Annotated in this window: 20 protein-coding genes and 2 pseudogenes; 8 read left to right on the plus strand and 14 right to left on the minus strand. The window is 51.8% G+C overall.

All coding sequences use genetic code 11. The annotated features are described in order from the left end of the window. Nucleotides 1-32: 32 nt before the first annotated feature. The 8 genes and pseudogenes from PGR09_RS10595 (at nucleotide 33) to PGR09_RS10630 (ending at nucleotide 6,292) form a co-directional block, all read left to right on the plus strand. Nucleotides 33-665, plus strand: a complete 633-nt coding sequence (locus PGR09_RS10595; protein WP_430916131.1) for a phage repressor protein CI — start codon at nucleotides 33-35, stop codon at nucleotides 663-665. A gap of 1 nt (nucleotide 666) precedes the next feature. Continuing rightward, the gene (locus PGR09_RS10600) at nucleotides 667-1,683 is read left to right on the plus strand and encodes a site-specific integrase (protein WP_142426303.1); all 1,017 of its coding nucleotides are present in this window, start codon (nucleotides 667-669) and stop codon (nucleotides 1,681-1,683) included. 7 nt (nucleotides 1,684-1,690) lie between these two features. Beyond that, nucleotides 1,691-2,926, plus strand: coding sequence for a hypothetical protein (locus tag PGR09_RS10605; protein WP_228303435.1), 1,236 nt, complete (start codon nucleotides 1,691-1,693; stop codon nucleotides 2,924-2,926). A gap of 347 nt (nucleotides 2,927-3,273) precedes the next feature. After that, a pseudogene (locus tag PGR09_RS10610) lies at nucleotides 3,274-3,744 on the plus strand (integrase arm-type DNA-binding domain-containing protein); the annotation flags it as partial. Between the two features lie 80 nt (nucleotides 3,745-3,824). Next, nucleotides 3,825-3,995, plus strand: a pseudogene (locus PGR09_RS10615) (transposase); the annotation flags it as partial. A gap of 581 nt (nucleotides 3,996-4,576) precedes the next feature. After that, the gene (locus PGR09_RS10620) at nucleotides 4,577-5,401 is read left to right on the plus strand and encodes an RNase A-like domain-containing protein (protein ID WP_047044416.1); all 825 of its coding nucleotides are present in this window, start codon (nucleotides 4,577-4,579) and stop codon (nucleotides 5,399-5,401) included. After that, nucleotides 5,370-5,693 (plus strand): contact-dependent growth inhibition system immunity protein, encoded by a 324-nt coding sequence (locus PGR09_RS10625; protein ID WP_047044412.1) that lies wholly within the window; start codon nucleotides 5,370-5,372, stop codon nucleotides 5,691-5,693. The genes PGR09_RS10620 and PGR09_RS10625 overlap by 32 nt, the downstream gene beginning before the upstream one ends. A 212-nt stretch (nucleotides 5,694-5,905) precedes the next feature. After that, complete coding sequence (locus PGR09_RS10630) at nucleotides 5,906-6,292, plus strand: DUF7079 family protein (RefSeq protein WP_042893184.1); 387 nt, start codon at nucleotides 5,906-5,908, stop codon at nucleotides 6,290-6,292. Between the two features lie 179 nt (nucleotides 6,293-6,471). Here PGR09_RS10630 and torA read toward each other — a convergent pair whose 3' ends face one another. The 14 genes from torA to PGR09_RS10700 form a co-directional block, all read right to left on the minus strand. Next, entirely contained in the window at nucleotides 6,472-8,991 is a 2,520-nt protein-coding gene (gene torA, locus PGR09_RS10635; protein ID WP_315711282.1) for a trimethylamine-N-oxide reductase TorA, read from the minus strand. A gap of 9 nt (nucleotides 8,992-9,000) precedes the next feature. Beyond that, on the minus strand, nucleotides 9,001-10,164 hold the full coding sequence (locus tag PGR09_RS10640; protein ID WP_006798114.1) for a NapC/NirT family cytochrome c: 1,164 nt from the start codon (nucleotides 10,162-10,164) through the stop codon (nucleotides 9,001-9,003). A 225-nt stretch (nucleotides 10,165-10,389) separates the two neighbouring features. Continuing rightward, nucleotides 10,390-11,256, minus strand: a complete 867-nt coding sequence (ccmI, locus tag PGR09_RS10645) for a c-type cytochrome biogenesis protein CcmI (RefSeq protein ID WP_045395133.1) — start codon at nucleotides 11,254-11,256, stop codon at nucleotides 10,390-10,392. Further along, nucleotides 11,253-11,720, minus strand: coding sequence for a cytochrome c-type biogenesis protein (locus PGR09_RS10650; protein ID WP_015370116.1), 468 nt, complete (start codon nucleotides 11,718-11,720; stop codon nucleotides 11,253-11,255). The genes ccmI and PGR09_RS10650 overlap by 4 nt, the downstream gene beginning before the upstream one ends. Beyond that, on the minus strand, nucleotides 11,717-12,274 hold the full coding sequence (locus tag PGR09_RS10655) for a DsbE family thiol:disulfide interchange protein (protein ID WP_015370115.1): 558 nt from the start codon (nucleotides 12,272-12,274) through the stop codon (nucleotides 11,717-11,719). The genes PGR09_RS10650 and PGR09_RS10655 overlap by 4 nt, the downstream gene beginning before the upstream one ends. Further along, nucleotides 12,271-14,226, minus strand: coding sequence for a heme lyase CcmF/NrfE family subunit (locus PGR09_RS10660; protein ID WP_047066758.1), 1,956 nt, complete (start codon nucleotides 14,224-14,226; stop codon nucleotides 12,271-12,273). The genes PGR09_RS10655 and PGR09_RS10660 overlap by 4 nt, the downstream gene beginning before the upstream one ends. Continuing rightward, nucleotides 14,223-14,699: a cytochrome c maturation protein CcmE gene (ccmE, locus tag PGR09_RS10665; protein WP_015703212.1), complete on the minus strand. Its 477-nt coding sequence runs from the start codon at nucleotides 14,697-14,699 to the stop codon at nucleotides 14,223-14,225. The genes PGR09_RS10660 and ccmE overlap by 4 nt, the downstream gene beginning before the upstream one ends. Further along, nucleotides 14,696-14,920: a heme exporter protein CcmD gene (gene ccmD, locus PGR09_RS10670; RefSeq protein ID WP_045395139.1), complete on the minus strand. Its 225-nt coding sequence runs from the start codon at nucleotides 14,918-14,920 to the stop codon at nucleotides 14,696-14,698. Before ccmD ends, ccmE begins: the two co-directional genes overlap by 4 nt. Further along, the gene (locus tag PGR09_RS10675) at nucleotides 14,917-15,663 is read right to left on the minus strand and encodes a heme ABC transporter permease (RefSeq protein WP_045378274.1); all 747 of its coding nucleotides are present in this window, start codon (nucleotides 15,661-15,663) and stop codon (nucleotides 14,917-14,919) included. Before PGR09_RS10675 ends, ccmD begins: the two co-directional genes overlap by 4 nt. Nucleotides 15,664-15,696: 33 nt before the next feature. After that, nucleotides 15,697-16,356 carry a heme exporter protein CcmB gene (gene ccmB, locus PGR09_RS10680; RefSeq protein WP_045378271.1) on the minus strand — a complete coding sequence of 220 codons (660 nt, stop codon included), beginning with the start codon at nucleotides 16,354-16,356 and terminating at the stop codon, nucleotides 15,697-15,699. Beyond that, nucleotides 16,353-16,976: a cytochrome c biogenesis heme-transporting ATPase CcmA gene (gene ccmA, locus PGR09_RS10685; protein ID WP_430916132.1), complete on the minus strand. Its 624-nt coding sequence runs from the start codon at nucleotides 16,974-16,976 to the stop codon at nucleotides 16,353-16,355. The genes ccmB and ccmA overlap by 4 nt, the downstream gene beginning before the upstream one ends. 184 nt (nucleotides 16,977-17,160) lie before the next feature. Continuing rightward, nucleotides 17,161-18,543, minus strand: a complete 1,383-nt coding sequence (locus tag PGR09_RS10690; RefSeq protein WP_047050258.1) for an MFS transporter — start codon at nucleotides 18,541-18,543, stop codon at nucleotides 17,161-17,163. Nucleotides 18,544-18,570: 27 nt separating this feature from the next. After that, nucleotides 18,571-19,551: a hypothetical protein gene (locus PGR09_RS10695; protein WP_047044398.1), complete on the minus strand. Its 981-nt coding sequence runs from the start codon at nucleotides 19,549-19,551 to the stop codon at nucleotides 18,571-18,573. After that, nucleotides 19,548-20,690 (minus strand): hypothetical protein, encoded by a 1,143-nt coding sequence (locus PGR09_RS10700; protein ID WP_045395149.1) that lies wholly within the window; start codon nucleotides 20,688-20,690, stop codon nucleotides 19,548-19,550. The genes PGR09_RS10695 and PGR09_RS10700 overlap by 4 nt, the downstream gene beginning before the upstream one ends. Nucleotides 20,691-20,727: the final 37 nt, after the last annotated feature.

A 20,727-nucleotide genomic window follows, 5' to 3' on the forward strand; every position in this document is an offset into this window, starting at 1 on the left:
TCCAATATTTGATACGTCAATAGGATTAAAAAATGATACAGGTGAAAGCTGGCGAGAATACCGGGGGAAGAGAGGCTATCCATAGGCTAATGGCCGCCTATGATTTCAAGTCCAGACAGCAACTGTGTGATCACCTGGGCGCATCAAAAAGCACTATGGCAAACAGATACTTAAGAGATAGCTTTCCGGCAGAATGGGTGATTCAGTGTGCTTTGGAGACTGGGGTTTCTTTACTGTGGCTTACTACTGGACAGGGCGAGGTAGGTTCAAATATCGAACACAAAGAAGATATTAATTTCGTGAACTCCAGCAAAGTTAAACCCCTTTCTGAGCTTGTTTCCCCCGAAATTGACAAGGCAACTCTCAACGGTGGCTTATTGATCGATGCTGGAAAAGCAATCATTGATAGCAGTCTGCTCCCCTCGGACTCAGGCAACCTATTGCTGGTGAATACTTCTGGAGATTCTTATTTAGTGGACCGCAGCCAAACGCCCCCAGTTAACGGTATGTGGTTGATAGATATCGACGGAATAAAAAGCATCGTGAAGTTAACACGGCTACCAGGAAACAGATTGGTGGTCCATCAAGACGAATCATCCTTTGAGTGCAGCCTTGATGATATCGAGGTAGTAGGCCGCGCATTAAAAATAATTAAGAGCCTTTGATATGACCATCAGAAAGCAGCCAAACGGAAAATGGTTGTGTGAATGCTACCCGAACGGGCGCGACGGCAAGCGTGTGCGTAAACAATTTGCGACGAAAGGCGAAGCCGTAGCATTCGAAAACTTCACCATGGATGAAGTAAACAAAAAACCATGGCTAGGGGAAAAGGAGGATCGGCGGCATCTGTCAGAAGTGATAGAGCAATGGCACTCACTCTACGGGCAGACGCTTGCAGACCCCAAACGCCTGATGGCGAAACTTAGAATTATCTGTAATGGCCTCGGCGATCCCATCGCCTCAGAACTGACCGCCGGTGACTTTACGAAGTACCGCGAAGCACGGCTAAAAGGTGAAGTGCGAAATGAAGATGGCGCGCTTATGTCGCCCGTTAAACCCCGCACGGTAAACCTTGAACAGCGCAACCTATCATCGGTTTTTGGCACACTGAAAAAGCTGGGCCACTGGTCAGCCCCCAACCCGCTTGCCGGGCTGCCAACATTTAAAATCGCAGAGGGCGAACTAGCGTTCCTGACCCCGGAAGAAATTAAACGCCTGCTTGATGCTTGCGCAGATTCTCATAGCTCTAGCCTGTTGATGGTTGCAAAAATATGCCTGGCCACCGGCGCGCGTTGGAGCGAAGCCGAAAACCTACAGGGCCACCAATTATCGAAATACCGGATCACCTACACAAAGACCAAAGGCAAGAAAAATCGAACCGTTCCAATATCTCAGGAGCTGTACAACGAACTACCCAAAAACAGAGGGAAGTTATTCACGCCATGCAGAAAAGCCTTTGAGCGTGCAGTAAAACGGGCAGGTATTGATCTACCCGAAGGGCAATGCACCCATGTTCTACGTCATACGTTTGCCAGTCATTTTATGATGAACGGAGGAAATATCTTGGTGCTACGCGATATTCTGGGCCATGCTGATATAAAAATGACGATGATTTACGCTCATTTTTCCCCTGACCATTTAGAAGATGCTGTGCTAAAAAATCCTTTAGCTAATTTAAGGTAGTAATTCAATGGTTATCAATACTCGAGACGACATAACATTCAATATTGAAATAAGAAAGTTATTTGATACTATTTTGAAAAAATCTTCAATTCGTCCTCCGATTGAAGTTAGTAAGAATAATGATCTCATCAGCGATTTTTCCTCTAAGTGTGAAAAATTCAAGAGCTGTTTAAAAGATTACATTGATGCTAATGATGGACTGTTAGCTCGTAGAGTTCAAAGCAGATTAAGAGTCATAGAATCAATGCAGGAAGGTATAATAAACGCTTTGGAATGTTACCTTTCAGGAGATATCAAGTCAGCTTACGATTCTTTCGAGGAAATGCTTGAGCCAGATTTCGTATCTCGGCACATTAAAAATATCTGCATCCCTTTGACACAGATATGCAGTAGTGAGAAACCGCTTTTTAGGGTAAGGAAATCCGAACGTCCGCTATCCACAAGAAAGGATATCTTTCATATCCCCTTCAAACAGCGCCATTTAGTTAAAGCACAACGCTACTCAGTTGCAGGTCTGCCGTGCCTTTATCTAGGCACCTCATTATATATATGCTGGCGTGAAATGGATAAACCCGATTTTGATAAGTTATATATATCTTCATTTATAACTGAATCCCATGACGAGAAATCACTTCTGTTAAATTTTAGTGCCGACATCCTATATCGAAGAAAATTTTTTGTTGAAGAAAAAAGTAACGGAACACCTAAAGATGAAATTTCAAGTAGGACTATGTTATCCTACCTAGCATTATGGCCTCTCATAATTGCATGCAACTATTTAAAAAAACACAGTGATGCCTCATTTATTCAAGAATATATAATACCAAACTTACTTATGCAGTGGATAAGTAGGGATAACAACAATTACAACATTGTAGGGATTGCATATCGTTCTACAAAACTTCCTGCCAATACTGATAGTGAGAGAGGTGTCAATGTCGTTCTCCCTCCAAAAGCGCGTTATGAAGATATGAAAGAAAACGACTTCTGTCCCGTGCTTTCCGATTTATTTCAATGTACCCCACCAGTTTCGTGGCAGGTTCTGAAAACTCTTGAGTATGTACCATTGCGCCAGTCCTTTTCGGATAGAGAAAAACTAAGTGATAGACTCAGGCGCAAAAAGAACTGGGATGTTATGGGCAATCTTGATGACGAAATTTTGAGCATTTATAAATTATCAGACTTTTACAAGCTAGAAGTTTGTATAGATGAAATTCAAGTTTATGATGATATTTACACGTAAAAAAGTGGCGACACTTTGGCGGCAGAGCGTTAAAAACGCATAAAACGGACAAACACTAAATAACACTAACACAATGATTTACAAAATAAATCACTGTTTTTATTATAGTAATAATAGTATGTAGGAATTTCGGACGCGGGTTCAACTCCCGCCAGCTCCACCAAATCATGATCCGGATACGTCCGATGAAGTACAGAAAGCCCGCATGGCACAAGCCCTGCGGGCTTTTTTGTGTCTGTCGTTGTCCGAGAACATCCGCCTAAATCCGGTGATTATTGGTATACGTTTAGGTATACGGTAGGATGTATACCTAAAAGCGTATACCAATTCATGTAGGAGCGGCCACAGTGGCACGGACAACACGCCCCCTGACCAACACCGAAGTTCTGCGCGCTAAAGCGTTAGAGAAGGATCTAACGCTGCATGATGGCGATGGGCTTTTCCTGATAGTGAAAACCAGCGGGAAAAAGCTCTGGCGTTTCCGTTATCAACGCCCAGCAACAAAGCAGCGAACAATGATGGGGCTCGGTGCATTGCCTGCACTTTCGCTTGCTGATGCCCGAGGGTTAAGAGCTGATTACCTTGCCTTGTTGGCCAACGGAATTGACCCACAAATTCAGGCCGAAGTTGCAGAGGAACAGCAGCAAATCGCTCTGGACAGCATTTTTTCAACGGTCGCCGCTAACTGGTTCCAGCTCAAAAGCAAAAGCGTTACCCCTGATTACGCAAAAGACATTTGGCGCTCACTGGAGAAAGATGTATTCCCTGCTATTGGTGAGATCCCCGTTCAGCAAATCAAAGCCCGGACACTGGTTGAAGTGTAAGTATCCCGGCAAAACGGCCCATTCACTTTTAGAGATCTTCCGACATACTGAGTATGTCCCCTGAGGAGATCGCCATGCGTAAAGCCCGATTCACTGAACACCAGATCATCGCCGTTCTGAAGTCCGTTGAAGCCGGACGTACCGTCAAGGATGTGTGCCGTGAGGCCGCAATTTCTGAAGCCAGCTATTACAACTGGAAAGCGAAATATGGTGGGATGGAAGCGGCCGATATTAAAAAAATCAAAATCCCCAACAAACTCAACCAGCTCCCCCATCAATTACAAGGACGCTAGCACCAAAATTCTCCATCGGTGATTATTAGAGTCATCCGATGAAGTCCTGAGAGCCCGCACGGCGCAAGCCTTGTGGGCTTTTTTGTGCCCTCAATTTGTCCCGTGAAGTCCGAAGAGAACTAATTAAATCCGAACCTTTTAGGCACCTCATAAAGCTTTATTGTTTTTGAGGTGCCTAAAACTATGGAAACCCGGCAAAAGGGACTGAACACACCCCGGTAGACGATCCTGCCAGTCTTATACTACGAATAAAACCCAGCACCATATATAAAACTCATAAAAATATTATCTAACAACTTAAAGTGAATCAATCGCTATATTTTTAAATATAGAAAGACACTATGTAAAAAATTTGCCGATACCTCTCTCGATCATATAAAACATAGTTTTATATAAGCCCAAATTATAGGTTACACCGACAAAACTCACCCGTAAAAAAACCAAAAGCCAAGAAACAAAAATTACTTGTAGAGATTCATTTGCGAATCACGATAATGTTTTTTACTATCGCCAGGTAGATATCAGGGGGCACTATGAATAATGGATTATATATTGTAATGTCGCCAGTTCAGTTGGCGGCAGTAATGTCTGATAAAACAGTGACAGAAGCGGAGACACTACAAAACAGATTGCTAGGTGGGCTCGATGTAGCAATGAGTACTGTTGAATTAGCCGGAGCTACGATTTTATGCGCGGCTCCTGACCCAACTATGTTGACCAAAGCGGCCTGTGTCGTCGTTGGCGCCCATGGACTCGATAGCCTTCATGCATCAATTGACCAAATCATCACAGGCCGCGATACCCGTACAGCGGCTTACCAGTTAGCTGTTGAAACTGCACGTCAGTTAGGCGCCGACGAAAAGACAGCAATGAGCATTGGCCTGACCGTAGATATTGCTGTCCCGGCTGCATTTGGCCTCGCTTTAGGCGCTGCTCGTGTTGCTTATGTCCGCGCAGGAAATTTTAGAATCATAGATCATGAAGCCGTACGCCCAGTAAAAATTGGCGGTCACACGCTATCCAAACACGTATCGATTTCAGAAAAAGAGTTACTGGAACGTCTGGCGCGAAGCCCTCAGATGAGGTCTGTATCATCATTTTATTCTGTACAACATGCGGAAAAGGCTATCAGTAACGCATTAAAAGCCAATAAACTCAAAGTAGTATATTGGGCAAATTCAGGCGCAGGTTCTCGTCCACTTGAATTGACCTATAAAACCGGTAGTGCAATTGGATACGGGTTCCGGCAGGGACTAAATGTCAAAGAAACCAGTTATACTGTCCGTGTAGTGTTACTGAAACAAGTTTATCAGGGGAAACCGTACTATGTTCTCACGTCTTACCCATATATGGGATAAAAAACCGGGTCGTAAGTACCCTGCCATACAGGATATGCTCACTATTTATTTTAGTAACGAGCACGATGATTTTGGCAATTCGATTAATGAGATTATCGACAGATATCGTGACTATAGTATTTCATCAATTGAAGATGCTAAATTAGAAATTTCCTCTTTATTAGAAATCGAAGATGAAGAAGCGCTTAGCTCCATTATGAAGAAAATTGCGAATGACAGGTTCCATCCCGAACCGTGGGGTGAAACATGGCGTAGCTTCCTGGAAAAAATCCTTTTTTTATTAAAACATTAGCATCAAAAAGATCTTATTCAGTAAGTTCTAATCTGCATTAAGAAGATCGCTTACTGTTAATATTATTTCAGAGTATCGAGTTATTTATATTCAGGCCAGATATTTTTGCCTTGTAAGTCCGGTGCTATTTCTGACTATCGTTTATCCAGATATCTGACATACACTGTAGCATCGGGCCATTGGGTATTGCCGGCCACAGGGGAGAAACTAATATGCAACTAACAGAAGCTCAACTGATGACCCGAGTTCCTGTCTGGCACGCATTATCGGAGCTGTTTACCGGACGCGAACTCCAGGACTACGACTACCGATGGATGGCGCAGAAGTTAAAGGAGTCTGGTTTAAGTCGGGAAGAGATCTTTGTGATTCTGGATGAGGAGGTTGCCCCTGCCCTCCAGTCAAATCTTCTCTACAACCCAACGCCGGTGATGGACGGTTGGTCAGAGGAAGATATTAAACAGCTCGTTACAGAGTATGTATATAAGAAGCCGACAATTATCGAGCGCATCATTCCAACCCGCTTACTGCTGAAACAGCGACGTAAACACATTCAGGATGAACTCAACAAGCTTTCCGATGAGCTGGGTAAGTGCTCCTGAAAGAGTTTTAAGCGAGGCAATTGGCATACGTTTAGGTATACACCCAAAAGCCAGGCTCATGCAGTACAGGAAATAAGACGTTGTGAAATTAGAGATGCCGTGAATATATTCACTTTCACCTGATAAACGGACACCCCTCACGGAAGTGTCCGTTTTGTCTTTCAAACGTCAGCTGCGGGTTACGCGCCTACCGGCACATCGTGCGCGGTGTTTTTCAACGCCGGTCCGGTGTACTTCTCGATCTGCAGCTGCGACATCTGGCCACAGTTCCCCTGCGCCAGGCTGGAGGAGCCGACGTCAAAGGTCAGACAGTTGACGTTACCGTTTTTACACAGCGATCCCGGCTGCGACGGATCGGCCGGATCAAACCATGCCCCTTCACTGATGCGCACCACGCCTTCGCGAACGTTATCGGTAATCACCGCTCCGACCAGGATCTGCCCGCGATCGTTAAAGGCGCGAACCAGATCGCCTTCGCTGATGCCGCGTGCGCTCGCATCTTTCGGATGGATCCAGATAGCTTCACGATCGGCCACCGCATATTTCTTGCGCAGAGGCGTATTATCGAGCTGAGAGTGCAGACGGTTAATCGGGTGACCGGTATTGAGCGACAGCGGATATTTCTCGGCCTCTGGTCCGCGATACCACTCGTGCGGCGGCATCCAGGTTGGAATCGCTTTACAGTCCTCGTAGCCCATTTTGGCGATGGCGTCAGAGTAGATCTCGATTTTCCCTGACGGCGTCCCCAGCGGGTTGAGCAGCGGGTTCTCGCGGAAATCGGCGAAACGCACCCATTGGGTGTTCTCTTGCGGGATCGGGAAGCGAATGTAATTGTTGGAAGCCCAGAACATATCAAACGGCGGCAGCGCCACGCGGGCGTTGCGCGCCTGGGCTTTCATCTCGTCATACATGCCCTTCAACCACAGCATCTCATCTTTGCCTTCGGTAAAGGCCTCGTGCACCCCAAGGATCTCGGCAATCCCCGCAAAAACATCAAAGTCGTTTTTCGCTTCGTTCTGCGGCGGTACGCACTGGCGCAGCGGGAAGACATAAAGCTGTGAATAGTCGCCGCCCATGTCCATATCGTTACGCTCGTAGGTGGTGGTCACCGGCAGTACGATGTCGGCGTGTTTCGCCGTCGCCGTCCAGTACGGTTCGTTCACCACCACGGTTTCCGGATGCTGCCAGGCTTTCACCAGGTTGTTGGTATCCTGATGCTGGTGGAAGGTATTACCGCCCGCCACGTACACCATTTTAATATCCGGATAGGTGACTTTCGTGCCGTTATAGTCGATGGTCTTACCTGGGTTCGCCAGCGCATCGGCGATGCGCGCCACCGGGAACGGCGTAATATCTTTCGCCGCCGGCGACGTTGGGCTACCGGCGGAGATCCCCGCCAGAATGCCGCCGCGCGCGGTTGGGCTACCGCCGGAAGAGTAGTGATAACTGAAGCCGAAACCGCCGCCGGGCAGGCCAATCTGCCCCAGCATCGCCGCCAGCGTCACCATCATCCAGTGGGCCTGTTCGCCATGATGCTGACGCTGAATGCCCCAGCCGCCCATGATCATGGTGCGATGCTTCGCCATATCTCGCGCCAGCTGCTTGATGGTCTCAGCATCAACGCCGCTGATATCCGCAGCCCAGTTGGCATCTTTGACGACGCCATCTTCTTTACCGTTCAGGTAGGCTTCAAATTTATCGAACCCTACGGTGTAGGTTTTCAGGAAATCTGGGTTATGTAGATTTTCTGCCAGCAGCGTATGGGCTACCCCCGCCATCAGCGCGCAGTCGGTGTAGCTGCGCGGGGCGATCCACTCGGCGCCTAACTCACGCGCGCTGTCGCTGCGCACCGGGTCGATACAGATCATCCGGGTGCCCTTTTTCTTCAGCGCTTCAAAACCCGTCTGGCCGACGTGATCCGGCAGGTTCCAGCTGTTTTTCAACGTGATCATTGGGTTACAACCGATCATCACCACCAGCTCGCTGTTATCAATCACGTTTGGCCACGCGGTCTGCTGTTCGTAAACTTCAACAGAGCCGACCACGTGCGGCATAATCACCTGCGCCGCGCCGGTGGAGTAGTCGCCGGAATAGCCGACAAAGCCGCCCGCCAGGTTCATCATGCGCTGCAGCAGCGTTCTCGGGTTGTGGAACATCCCGACGCTTTTCCAGCCGTAAGAACCGGCATAAATAGATGATGGGCCATGCTCTTTTTGCAGACGGCTGATTTCACCCGCCACCAGATGCAGGGCTTTATCCCAGCTGACGCGGACCCACTCATCGCGGCCACGCAGCTCCGGCTTACAGTTTTTCGCCCCGCCTTCTAACCAGCTTTTACGCACCATCGGATATTTAATCCGGTTTTCGGCGTGAACCTGATACGGCGCCATGGTAATCAGTTCGTTGGGATACGGATCGTCTTTGATCGGGCGAACGTCAACCATTTTGCCGTCGCGGACGATGGCTTCAAACGCGCCCCAGTGAGCGCCGGTGAGAATCCCACTTTCCGCCTGGCGCAATGCAATAAACTGCGGCATCGCCTGGCTGATGGCCTCCGCCAGCGCCGAACGCGGCCACAGCCCCGCCAGCAGCGGCGCCGCCATCAGGGCGCTGGCGCCAGCCAGAAAACGGCGACGCGTCAGATTCATACCGGATTCCTGGCTCTGATCCGCCATGTCATAATCGTTATTCTTTTTCATCATGGCTCCTTATTGTTTGTCCTGATTGGCCGCTGCTGGCATGTCGCTCGCATGTTTTTGTACGTACTGGGTCAGGAGACGAACCTGTTCCTGAGTCAGTGAAGTACGGCCGGACATACCTTTAACCACCCCAATCCACTGGTTGGCGTTAAAGCGATTCAACTCGGTCAGGCCATGACAGCCGGTACAGTTGTTAGCCATTAATTCAGAAGCGTAACTCCAGATTTTTTGCTGATCGCCAATCAGATTTTTCGCAGGCAGCCAGACCTGCAGATCGACTTCATGCCAGACCTGTTTAGTCTCTTCATCGGTAACGGAGCCAGACACTTTTAACGCTTTGCGAGCTTCTTCGCCCAGCAGCGCGCTCATGATGCGTTTACCGCGCGCGGCGTAGAAGGCTTCGGTAACGCCATCCTGTTGCCAGCCATGAACATCCGCCAGCACCATGTCGCCTTCACGTTTCACCACTTTCACTTCAGTGGAGGCCATCAGGTTACCGTCGTTATGGTCACCCGCTTTCTCGCTCAGCCAGAACGGCTGGGTCTGAATGGTGTAAAGAGTGGTCGCGGTCGCCGGGGTTTTCGCCGCCGCGTTAGCGAGCTCGCTCGCCCCTGCCGCCGCCAGGCCGCTCATGTTCGGCAGAATATGCGCCACGCCTTTATGGCAGTCGATGCAGGTTTCGCCCTCTTTGATCGCGACCGGGTGCTGCTTACGGGCTTCAGGAGTCTGCGCCAGAATATCCATCGCTTTATAGTCGTGGCAGGAACGGCAGGTCGCCGAATCGCTCTTCTTCAACCCATCCCAGACGCTCTGGGCCATCGCCAGTTTATGCGCCTCGTATTTTTCCGGGGTGTCGATTTTGCCGGTCATTTCACCCCAGACATCTTTCAGGGCGCCAATTTTGGTTAGCATATAATCGATCGGCTGATGAGGAACGTGGCAATCGGCGCACTCGGCGCGAATACCTTTATCGTTCTGGAAATGCACGCTGCCCTGATATTCCGCCAGAGGCTGCTGCATGGTATGACACGACACACAAAATTCGGTATCGCTGGTTTTATGCATAATAGTCGCAGTGCCGGCCAGCAACACCACGCCAATAATGATCCCAACCAGCAAGGCGATAAATATAATTTTTCGCCTACCAGAGCGTTCCAGTGAAAGTTTACTCATCTTATTATTTAACCCTTTTCCTAAATGAAAGACGCAAAAGTCCCTGCCAGATGGCAATCGTTATATAAATAAATCTATAACGATTGCACTCACCTTCTAATCCAACTGTGTTTTTGGAGATTTTCGGAGCCAGGATAATCAGCCGGGGATGATTATCCTGTGATTTCAGAGCGATAACCCATTGCAAATCCAATATGCCTTCGAGCAATACTCACGTTATTTTAATTATTTCAGTGTAGCGGCTTGTTCTTTTTTCGCCCGGTCAATACTACGAATGATAATTTCACGTTGAGTATCATCCGCCGGTAACAGTTGCAGCATCAGCTGCCACGCCGCGATCGCTTTGTCATACTGCTGATGTTCAAAGGCGTTAAACGCCGCGAGGCTAAGCACCCGCACATCGTTATGATTATTCTTCAGCAACGTATCGAGCAGTTGCTGGGCTTCACGGCTATCGTTGGGATCCGTAGAGTGAAGTAACGCTTCGGTGTATCCCAGCTGCGCATCGGCGTTGCCTGGCGCCAGCTGTCGTGCCTTATCAAACGCCTGTAACGCGGCGCCTGGATTATTGAGCACCAGTTGCAGCCTGCCGAGCATCGTCCAGCTCAGCTGGTCGGCCGGGTATTGCTGCAGGCGGGTACGTAACCCCAGCGCCAGTCGAAACAGCTCTTCTTCCGACAACGGTTTGCCCTGCGGATCCATCACCCGCTGCATCAGCTGCGGCGTTTGCTGGACAACTTGCTGCCACTCAACCACGCGGGTCATGTAACTCGTTCGGATAAAAACCCCTACGCATAAAGAGGTTAGTATAATAACCCCAAGAATATACACCCAATAACTACTATTTTTGTGATTCGTTTCGGCAGATTCAGGCAAATCTTCCAATAAATTCAAGCGTAAATCGTCAACCAGCTGCTGTTGCTGCGCCGCGTTCACCGCTGAAAGATCCTCATCAAGCTCCTGCAGGCGCGCCCGATAAATCATATGGTTCATGGTATTGCGGTCAACGCGCTGCCTGCCGCTCCACGGAATAAACAGCAGCGCCGCGGTTCCCAGCAGTAACACCAACATGATGAGCAAAGCGACAATCATTTCAGGGTCCTTTTATTGTCATCAAGCAGCGCCTTTAAGCGTTCCTGTTCCTGCGCGCTCAGCTCGCTGATGCGTTCAGCCCGTGAGCGACGGCTTAAACGGAAAATCACCAGCGCGCCGCCCACAACGAAACAAGCCGGCAGCAGCCAGAGGATAATCGTCGCGGGGGTCACCGGCGGTTCGTAGGTCACGAAGTTGCCGTAGCGCGCCACCATGTAATCGGTGATTTGCTGATTGCTTTGTCCCTGCTCCATCAATTGCCAGACCTTTTTGCGCATGTCGGCGGCAATCATCGAGTTCGAATCGGCAATACTGTTGTTCTGGCATTTCGGGCAGCGTAGCTGTTCGGTCAACTGGCGGAACTGCTGCTCCTGGGCTTCATCTTTAAATGGATAGGTATCAATCGCCGCCAGCGCCTGAAACGAGAGCAGCGCCGTCAGTAAAGTGATGAGCAGATATTTCACGCGCCCCCCTGCTGGCTATATTTATTCCACAGCGGCAGAATCTCCTGCTGCCAGACCCGCTCGTTCACATCGCCGGCATGGCGGTAGCGGATAATGCCTTTGCCGTCGATGAGGAAAGTTTCCGGCGCGCCATACACGCCAAGATCCAGCCCCAGCATACCGTCGCCGTCAAACACCCCCAGCGCATACGGGTTGCCCAATTCGTGCAGCCAGTTCACCGCTTTCTGGCGATCGTCTTTATAGTTGATGCCAACGATGCGAATACCCTGCGCCGCCAGGGAGCGTAAATACTGATGCTCCGCCCGACAGGTGGGGCACCAGGTGGCCCAGACGTTAATCAGCACCGGCTTACCATTGATAATGTTAGAGGGATCCAGCATGACATCCGGTTTTTCCAGTGACGCCAGGCGGAAATCCGGCAGAGGCTTACCCACCAGCGCCGATTCAAGCACGGTAGGATCGTCGCCGTCGCTGTTGCGCATTAGTTGCCACATCAGCGCCGCCGCCAGAATCAGAAAGATAGCCAGCGGTAAATATAAGACTTTGCGGTTCATGACGCGTTCTCCGGCAGTGATTTACGTAAGCGGTAACGTGGGTCCAGAATGCACAGCACGCCGCCAAACGCCATTAACATCCCGCCGAACCAGATCCAGCGAACAAAAGGTTTATAGTACAAGCGCACCGCCCAGCTACCGTCGGCCAGCTCTTCACCCAGCGCAGCGTACAGGTCGCGTACCAGCCCGCCGTCGATGGCGGCTTCGGTCATTTCCATCCGGCTGCTGCTGTAAATGCGTTTTTCCGCCCGCAGCGTACTCACGTGACGGCCATTTTGAGAAACTTCGATCACCCCTTCACCGCCGAAGTAGTTCGGCCCGGTGATATCCCGCACGTCACGGAACACAAAGTGATACTGGTGGATATCGACGCTATCGCCCGGCTTCATCCGCACGTCACGTTCGATGCTGTAATTCTGACTGAAGGCGATGCCAATGACGGTGACCACCAGCCCTACGTGGCCGGCGACCATTCCCCAGTGACTGCGTCCGAGGCGGGTCAACCCGCGCCAGAAGGGATGGCGGTCGGTGGCGCGCTCCACCACTTCCATCACGGTAAGCACGAATGCCCATAGCGACATCAGCAGGCCAACCACGGTCATGGCTTTAATACGATCCTGCATCAGCCACGGCAGTGCGATGGCCAGTACGATGGCAACCACCGCGGCAATCAGCAGTCGCTTACGCAGCTTGTGGAATTCATCGCGACGCCAGCGCACCAGCGGCCCGATACCAAGCAGCAGCGAGAACGGGATCATCAGCGCAATAAAGAGGGAATTAAAGAACGGCTCGCCGATAGAAATGCTGCCCAGGCCTAGTAGCTTGTGTATCAGCGGCAGCAGCGTTCCCAGCAGTACCACCAGCATGGCGGCAATCAGCAGCACATTGTTGCCCAGCAGCAGCGACTCGCGCGACCACAGTTCGTGACGCACCCGGGAGCGTACCTTGCCGCCTTTGATGGCGAATAACAGCAGCGAACCGCCGATAGTGATCACCAGCAGCGCCAGAATAAACATGCCGCGCGTAGGATCAGAAGCGAAGGAGTGTACGGAAATCAGTACCCCGGAACGCACCAGGAAAGTGCCCAGCAGGCACAGCGAGAACGCCAGAATCGCCAGCAGCACGGTCCAGGATTTAAAGCTGCCGCGCTTTTCGGTGACCGATAGCGAGTGGATCAGCGCGGTTCCCGCCAGCCACGGCATCAGGGAGGCGTTTTCTACCGGATCCCAGAACCACCAGCCGCCCCAGCCGAGCTCATAATAGGCCCACGCCGACCCCAGCACGATACCGACCGTCAGAAAGCTCCACGCCGCCAGCGTCCACGGGCGTGACCAGCGCGCCCACGCGCTATCAAGACGCCCGGTCATCAGCGACGCAATGGCGAAAGCGAAAGCCACGGAGAAGCCCACGTAGCCCATGTACAGCATAGGCGGGTGGAAGATCAGCCCGATATCCTGCAGCATCGGGTTCAGATCGCGCCCTTCGATGGGGAAATCAGGTAGCGTGCGCACGAACGGATTTGAGGTCAGCAGGATAAACGCCAGGAAGCAGAAGGAGATCATCCCCATCACCGCCAGCACCCGTGAAGAGGCCTCCAGCGGAATATTACGGCTCAGGGCCGCGACCGCGCAGGTCCAGCCGCTCATCAGCAATACCCACAGCAACAACGATCCCTCGTGCGCCCCCCAGGTCGCCGCGACGCGATACCACACCGGCAGCAGCGTATTCGAGTTACTGACGACATACAGAACGGTGAAGTCATTCACCACAAAGGCGTACACCAGAATGAGAAACGCCCCGAGGATGGCGGCAAACATCGCTACCGACAGCGGCTTCGCCAGCGCCATCATCCGCGCATCCTGCCGCATCGCGCCCCAGGAGGGAAATAGCGCCAGCAGGCAGGAAATGCCCAATGCCAGGCACAGCAGGAAGAGGCCGATTTCAGGGATCATTGCGCGGCTCCCTGCGGCTTCTCAGCCGGATGATGATTCTCTTCCATCGCTTCTTTCACTTCCGGAGGGGTGTAATTTTCATCGTGTTTCGCCAGCACTTCTTTCGCGCGGATATGCGTCCCGTCCTGCAGCGTCCCCTGGGCTACGACCCCCTGCCCTTCGCGGAACAACGCCGGCAGGATCCCGGTATAGCTCACCTCGACGACGCCGCGGGCATCATAGAGTTTGAAGGTCACATCGAGGGTTTTATCGTCACGCTTCACGCTGCCGGGCATCACCATGCCGCCGATACGTAGACGCTGCCCCGGCTCTGGCTTCTGGCCATTTTCCCGTTTGCCGTATATCACTTCGCCCGGTGTATAGAAGAGATCGATATTGGAGCTTAATGCATACATCACCAGACCAACGGTCAGCGCCAGCCCCCCAATCACTCCGCAGGCGAGCCAGAGACGTACTTTACGCCGAGGATTCACAACGCATCTCCCTTCATTGACCTTTGCTTACGCGCCGCCGATACCCGGCGCTCGCGCGCCATCTGCCGGCGTATATCCGCCAGTAGCGCCCGGCGCTGCCAGCGGGTGTGGATGAACAAAATCAGCAGCGCGATGACCGTCACTGCAACCGCCAGCCAGACATAAAAGGCGTAGCCGCCCATCTGCCAGAAATCGCTCCAGGAGTGAAAAGCGCTGGTCATGAGTTCTCCTCACGCTTACTTGCGCCAGCCAGCGCCACGACCCACGGGCGGCGGCGCTCCTGCAACAGAATTAAATTACGCATACGCATTAATGTCAGAGTAATAAAGAGGAATAAGAAACCGAAAATGGTTAAACGCAACGGCATGCGCATCGACGGGTCGATGGTTTTCTGCATATTGGTCGAGCCCTGATGCAGGGTGTTCCACCACTCCACGGAATAATGAATAATCGGCAGGTTGACCACCCCGACCAGCACCAGTATCCCGGCGGCGCGCCCGGCCAGCCGGCGATCGTCAAAAGCGTGATACAGGCCAATCACCCCGACGTATAAAAACAGCAGGACCAGTTCGGATGTCAGACGCGCATCCCACACCCACCAGGTTCCCCACATCGGTTTTCCCCACGCGGAACCGGTCACCAGCGCAATAAAGGTATAAACCGCGCCTGGCAGCGCCATCGCCATCACCGCTTTATCCGCCATTTTCATCTGCCAGACCAGGCCGACAAAAGCGGTGACGGCCATTGAGCCGTAAATCCCCATCGACCACATCGCCGCCGGGACGTGCAGATACATGATGCGATAGCTTTCACCCTGTTGATAATCTGCCGGGGCGTAGACAAATCCCCAGACGCAGCCCACCACCAGAAACAGCGCGCTGAGGATAGCCATCAGCGGAATGCATCGTCCGCATACGCTATACAGGCGCTCTGGAATGGCGAGTTGATGTAACACTTTCCACATTTTTTTTGCCTCATTGCCCCGAGGGAACGGGAATTATTGCACGCTAATTCTGAGTGCCGCCGCGGTAGCAAACGGACTTAAAGTGGCGCTTCCTGCCAGAAAGGCGCCAAGGATGGCCATATAGCCGTCAACCGGTAACTGCATCTGCGCCGCGCCCACGGCGGCGGTGGCGAAAATCAGTAACGGAATCATCAGCGGCAGCACCAGCAGGCTCAGCAATACGCCGCCGCGCCGAAGGCCGACGGTCAGCCCCACGCCGATGGCGCCAATAAAGCTCAGCGTTGGCGTGCCCATCAATAGCGTCAGGGCCAGCACCTGCCACTCCGCCGTCGAAAGTCCAAATAACATGGCGATCAGCGGAGAGATTATCAGCAGCGGCAGCCCGGAGACCACCCAATGCGCCGCAATCTTTGCCAGCACCACCAGCGACAGCGGTACCGGCATCAGCATCATTTGCTGCAGCGAGCCATCCAGCCAGTCATCGCGAAACAGCCGGTCCATTGCCAGCAGCGAAGAGAGCAGCGCCGCCACCCACACAATGCCCGGCGCAATCTGCCGGAGCAGCTGCGGTTCAGGGCCGATACTGAGGGGGAACAGGGTGATAATAATCAGGAAAAACCACAGCGGGTTGATAATTTCGGCGTAATTGCGAAAGGCAAGGCGCAGGTCGCGCCAGAATATCTGCTTGATCATGCCGCGATCGCCTCATCGTCGCTCAACATAATCGTGCGTAAGGGAACGCAGAGCGGGCGCAGGGGTTGATGGGTGGTCAGGATGACCGCACCGCCCTGGCCGACGTGCTGCTCCAGCCGGGTGGTCAGCGTTTGTACGCCAGCCGCATCGAGCGCGGTGAAGGGTTCATCTAAAATCCAGAACGTCGCCCGGCTGAGCCATAGTCTCGCCAGCGCGACGCGCCGCTGTTGCCCGGCGGAGAGTTGCGCTACCTGAACATCTTCAAAGCCCACCAGCTCAACCTGCGCCAGCGCCTGCCAGCGCGCCTCAATGGTCGCCTCGGGATGGTAAAAGCGCAGATTTTCGTCCGCCGTGAGCGCCCCTTTCACACCAACCTGATGACCGAGCCATAAGAGCTGCGCGTGCCAGCTATCGCGAGTACGCCGCAGCGGTTTTCCCTGCCAGAGAATTTCCCCTTCTTCTGGCGTCGATAACCCGGTTAAGAGATGTAATAACGAGGTTTTTCCCGCGCCGTTGGGGCCTGAAATTTGAATAATCTCGCCTGGCTGTACCGAAAACGATAAGTGGGTAAAAAGGGTTCGTTCATCCCGCAGGCAGGCGATATTTTGTATGTCCAGCATCAGAAAGCAGGTCCAGTCCGGGCGTCAGCGCATTCAAGTGCCTTATTATAACGAAAGAAAACAATCTGTTTTGCTGAATGTATTAAAAATTTTATACCGGAGCTAAGCGGGTAAAAATGCTAAAAACACATAATCGAACATGCCAGTAGCGGTTGCATTTTCACCACTACCGGCATTCCCTTCTTTAGCGATGCAAGCGTAAGGTGCTGGCAATAGAGGATATTGCCGCAATAGCGCAGGCGAAGCCAAACACATAAACGGCAAACTGTGCGCCGCCTGGGCCGGTTAAGCCGTTCAACAGCGCAATGACCATCGCCACCAGCGCCGCACCGATGGACTGCCCTGTCGTCCTGGCCGTTGATAGTACGCCGGAGGCCGTTACCGTGCGATTTGCTGAAACATTGGCAAACATCTCCTTGTTGTTTGGCGGCAGGAATAAGCCATACCCCACCCCGCAAACGGCAACGCGCCACAAGAAATCATTCACCGTCGCGGCGTGCGGCAATAGCGCCAACGACCCTAAGCCAAGACAAAAGATAACCACCCCGACGGTAGAAATTTGCGTCGGATTAAAACGGTTTGACAGTCTTCCCGCTACCGGGGCGCAGAAGGCGACAGCCACCGGCCACGGCGTAAAGATAAACGCCGATTCAAGCACTGAATAGTGATAGCTATGTTGCAACACAAACGGTAAGCCGACCAGCGCCATTCCCTGAGCCACGAACATAGAGACGGATGAAAGCACCGCAAAGCTATATTGCCGTGAACGAAATATATCAAGCGGCAATAAGGGGTGCTTTGCTCGTGTCTGGACGATAATAAAGAAAGCAAATAACGCCACTGACGCCGCCGCGCAATAGATAAGCGTCAGGCTCTCCCAGCGGCCAATTTGATCGACTGCCACCACCATCAAGCCCAATGCTGCTGCCGAACTCAGAGCCCCTGCCCAATCAAAGCCCTTCTCCTTTTCGTTATCCGCCCCTAATGAAATCAGGGAGAAAATAATCGCAGCGCCGCCAAGCGGGATATTGATATAGAAAAGCCACGGCCAGGAAAGATACGAAATGATAAGTCCGCCCAACGCCGGACCGATTGCCGTGCCAACCGCAAAGGCCAGCGCATTCAGCCCGAATATCGTTCCTAGCGCGCGAGGTGGAAAAATAACCCGATATAATCCCAGCCCCACGCTTATCATGACCGCATAACTTACCCCTTGTAGTATCCGCATGGTAACCAGTACGCCAAAGGTCGGCGCAAGGCTACAGCCCAGCGAAGAGAGCGTAAATAACACCATTCCCGCCGTGTAAAAACGCTTCTCACCGATTCTGCTGCCCAGGGACGCGCAAATCAGCATCGTCGCCGCGCTGGCTACCTGATAGCCGTTGGTGATCCAGATACTGGACGCCGAATCGACCTGTAACGCACTGGCAATGGTGGGCAATGCGATATTGACAATAGAGCTATCCAGCGCCGCCATCAGCACGCCAATTAATATGGCCGCGGCGGCTAAATAGCGCCTCGGCGCCTCAAAACCTTGATCAAGAGTACTACTACTTACCAACGACATATCCGCAGGTCCTTTATTAGAATGAAATTACGCGCACAGACTTTCGCTCGCGACGCTCGCCCCTTCGAGATAGGTCAGCATCCCAAGCATAAGTACCTCCTCAGGCCGGGCGATAACCGGAGAGCGCGGCGTTTTCCACGGCTGCTTGCTGCCATTAATACGGATGCTCCTGAGGAAGCAGTAAGCGGTGAGGACATAAAAGCGATGACGCATATTCTCGCCCATTATCGGCAGCAGCCCGGAAATACCGCCAATTTCCGGAATTTCGCTGAGAATATTGCCGTAATCCTGTTTCGCCAGAACAAACATGAGTGCGTCAGACATCGGTACCATTTTCACTGCGTCTTCAACCTCGGCTGCCAGCTCATGCCAGAACGAAAAAGCAAAGCGCGAAAAGCCGAAAAGGGGATCGAGGCCACTGACGGAAAAATCAGGATCGATGAAATGAGTCAATGAACGTTCTTCGTCATAAAGCACGTTGCCAAAGTGAAAATTGAAATGAGCCTTTTCTACCGATCGAAATTCTTCACCACGCGCCATCTCGATCGCTTTTTCGATAACCTCTCTGGCGGTAATGCTAAAACGGACGCCATTCAGTAAAACCGGTTTATCAAACAGATCGTGCGCAAATCGCGTAGCTTCCCACTCCTCCTGCAACCTGGCAGGCATATCGCTGACCCGTGCAGGTTGGTTTTCTATCTCCAGTCCAATCGCGGTTTGGATGTTCTCCAGGGCATTCAGAACTATTTTGCGCCGCGCCGCGAGCGTCCTTTGTTCATCAAGCACGATAGCCGATAGCGGAAGTGAGGCTTTCTTTTCCAGAACATAAAACTGACGTCCGGCGGCAACTCCCTCGTGTAACACCGGCACCATCAGTTCCGGATAAAGAGCATGTAACGCGCGGATTTGCTCAACCTCAGCCTTTAGCTTGCTATTAAAATCAGGAGACATGGCGGTTTTCACCACAAAACCAGAATTTAAAAAATCAACGGTATGGGAACGTGTCATTTTTCAATCTCCTGAAAGGTTGCCACCGGTAGACCTTGGGCAATATTGCGCGCAACGGCGCGAACAACTGCGGTATACCCTACCGAATTGTTAACAAAGGACTGGATAATCACTTCGCTCAGATTCTGCTTCGCCAGATATGCGGGTCGAAGAATGAGTAAATGGTTAGCGTCAGAGAGAATTGTCGAACAGCGGCGCTCATAAGCATAAGCGCGTCCCCCAAGAGGCGACCGCGAGGCCATCACTACATGAGGATGCAGCTTGTTCACGCGCTCAATAGCGGCTTCAATTAAACCAGTCGTTAAAGCACCGTTATCTTCGACGATAAAGCGGTTAATCTGATAGCCAGGGGCATGAACTGGCGCGCGAAGCGACACCGTATTCACCAACGGCGCCCACGGCATAACTTTTTTCTGGCTCATGGCAATTTGCGAGAAGCTGGGACGCAGATTGTCGCGAGCATCCTGCATACGGCCTTCAAAGGAGCGAGTGCCAAGTACGCCATTCGGCGTATCTGGATGCACAATATCGGTTTCAACCGACACAATTTGCGAAGCGTTGCCATGGATAGCATTTAGTGCCTCAACCACAACACGTAATGAAGCATGCATCCCATTGGTCTGGCAGGAACCCAGACAGTACATACCAGAACTTACTACCTTACGCTGAATCGTACTGATATCGTCACTCGTCAGATCGCCAAGGCAGCCATAAATACTTTTTAGGCTATCAGCCTCAGCGACACCCAGCACTACATTAGCCAGCTCCTGCATGTTGCGAGCCACAGGACTGTGCTGATCCATATCCTGTTTGCTGGTGGCAATAAAACCGATATCAAAGCGCCCGTTAACGGGTGGGCACACTTTGGCTAAATCGCCAAAGAAGAAATGAATTTCACGACCGTCAATTTGCAGCGTATCGTCATTTATTATCTCGACCCGGGATTGAATGCCAGGTTGCGCCATCGCCAGACGCGCCACAATGCCATCAATCGGACGTAACTCCGGATAGTGTTTATCAGTAGCAGGCGGATTCGTTACTACGGTCTGCACCACGAAACCATCATTCTGCGGATCGTTTTGAATCAACAGATTTGCGCCAATCTCTGCACCACAGCCAACCAGTATTGCCTTTTTCACTTCATTCACCTTTAGCGTTATAAATTTATGTCAATGA

This window comes from Klebsiella sp. 141251 (assembly GCF_050600725.1).
Classification (GTDB): domain Bacteria; phylum Pseudomonadota; class Gammaproteobacteria; order Enterobacterales; family Enterobacteriaceae; genus Klebsiella; species Klebsiella aerogenes.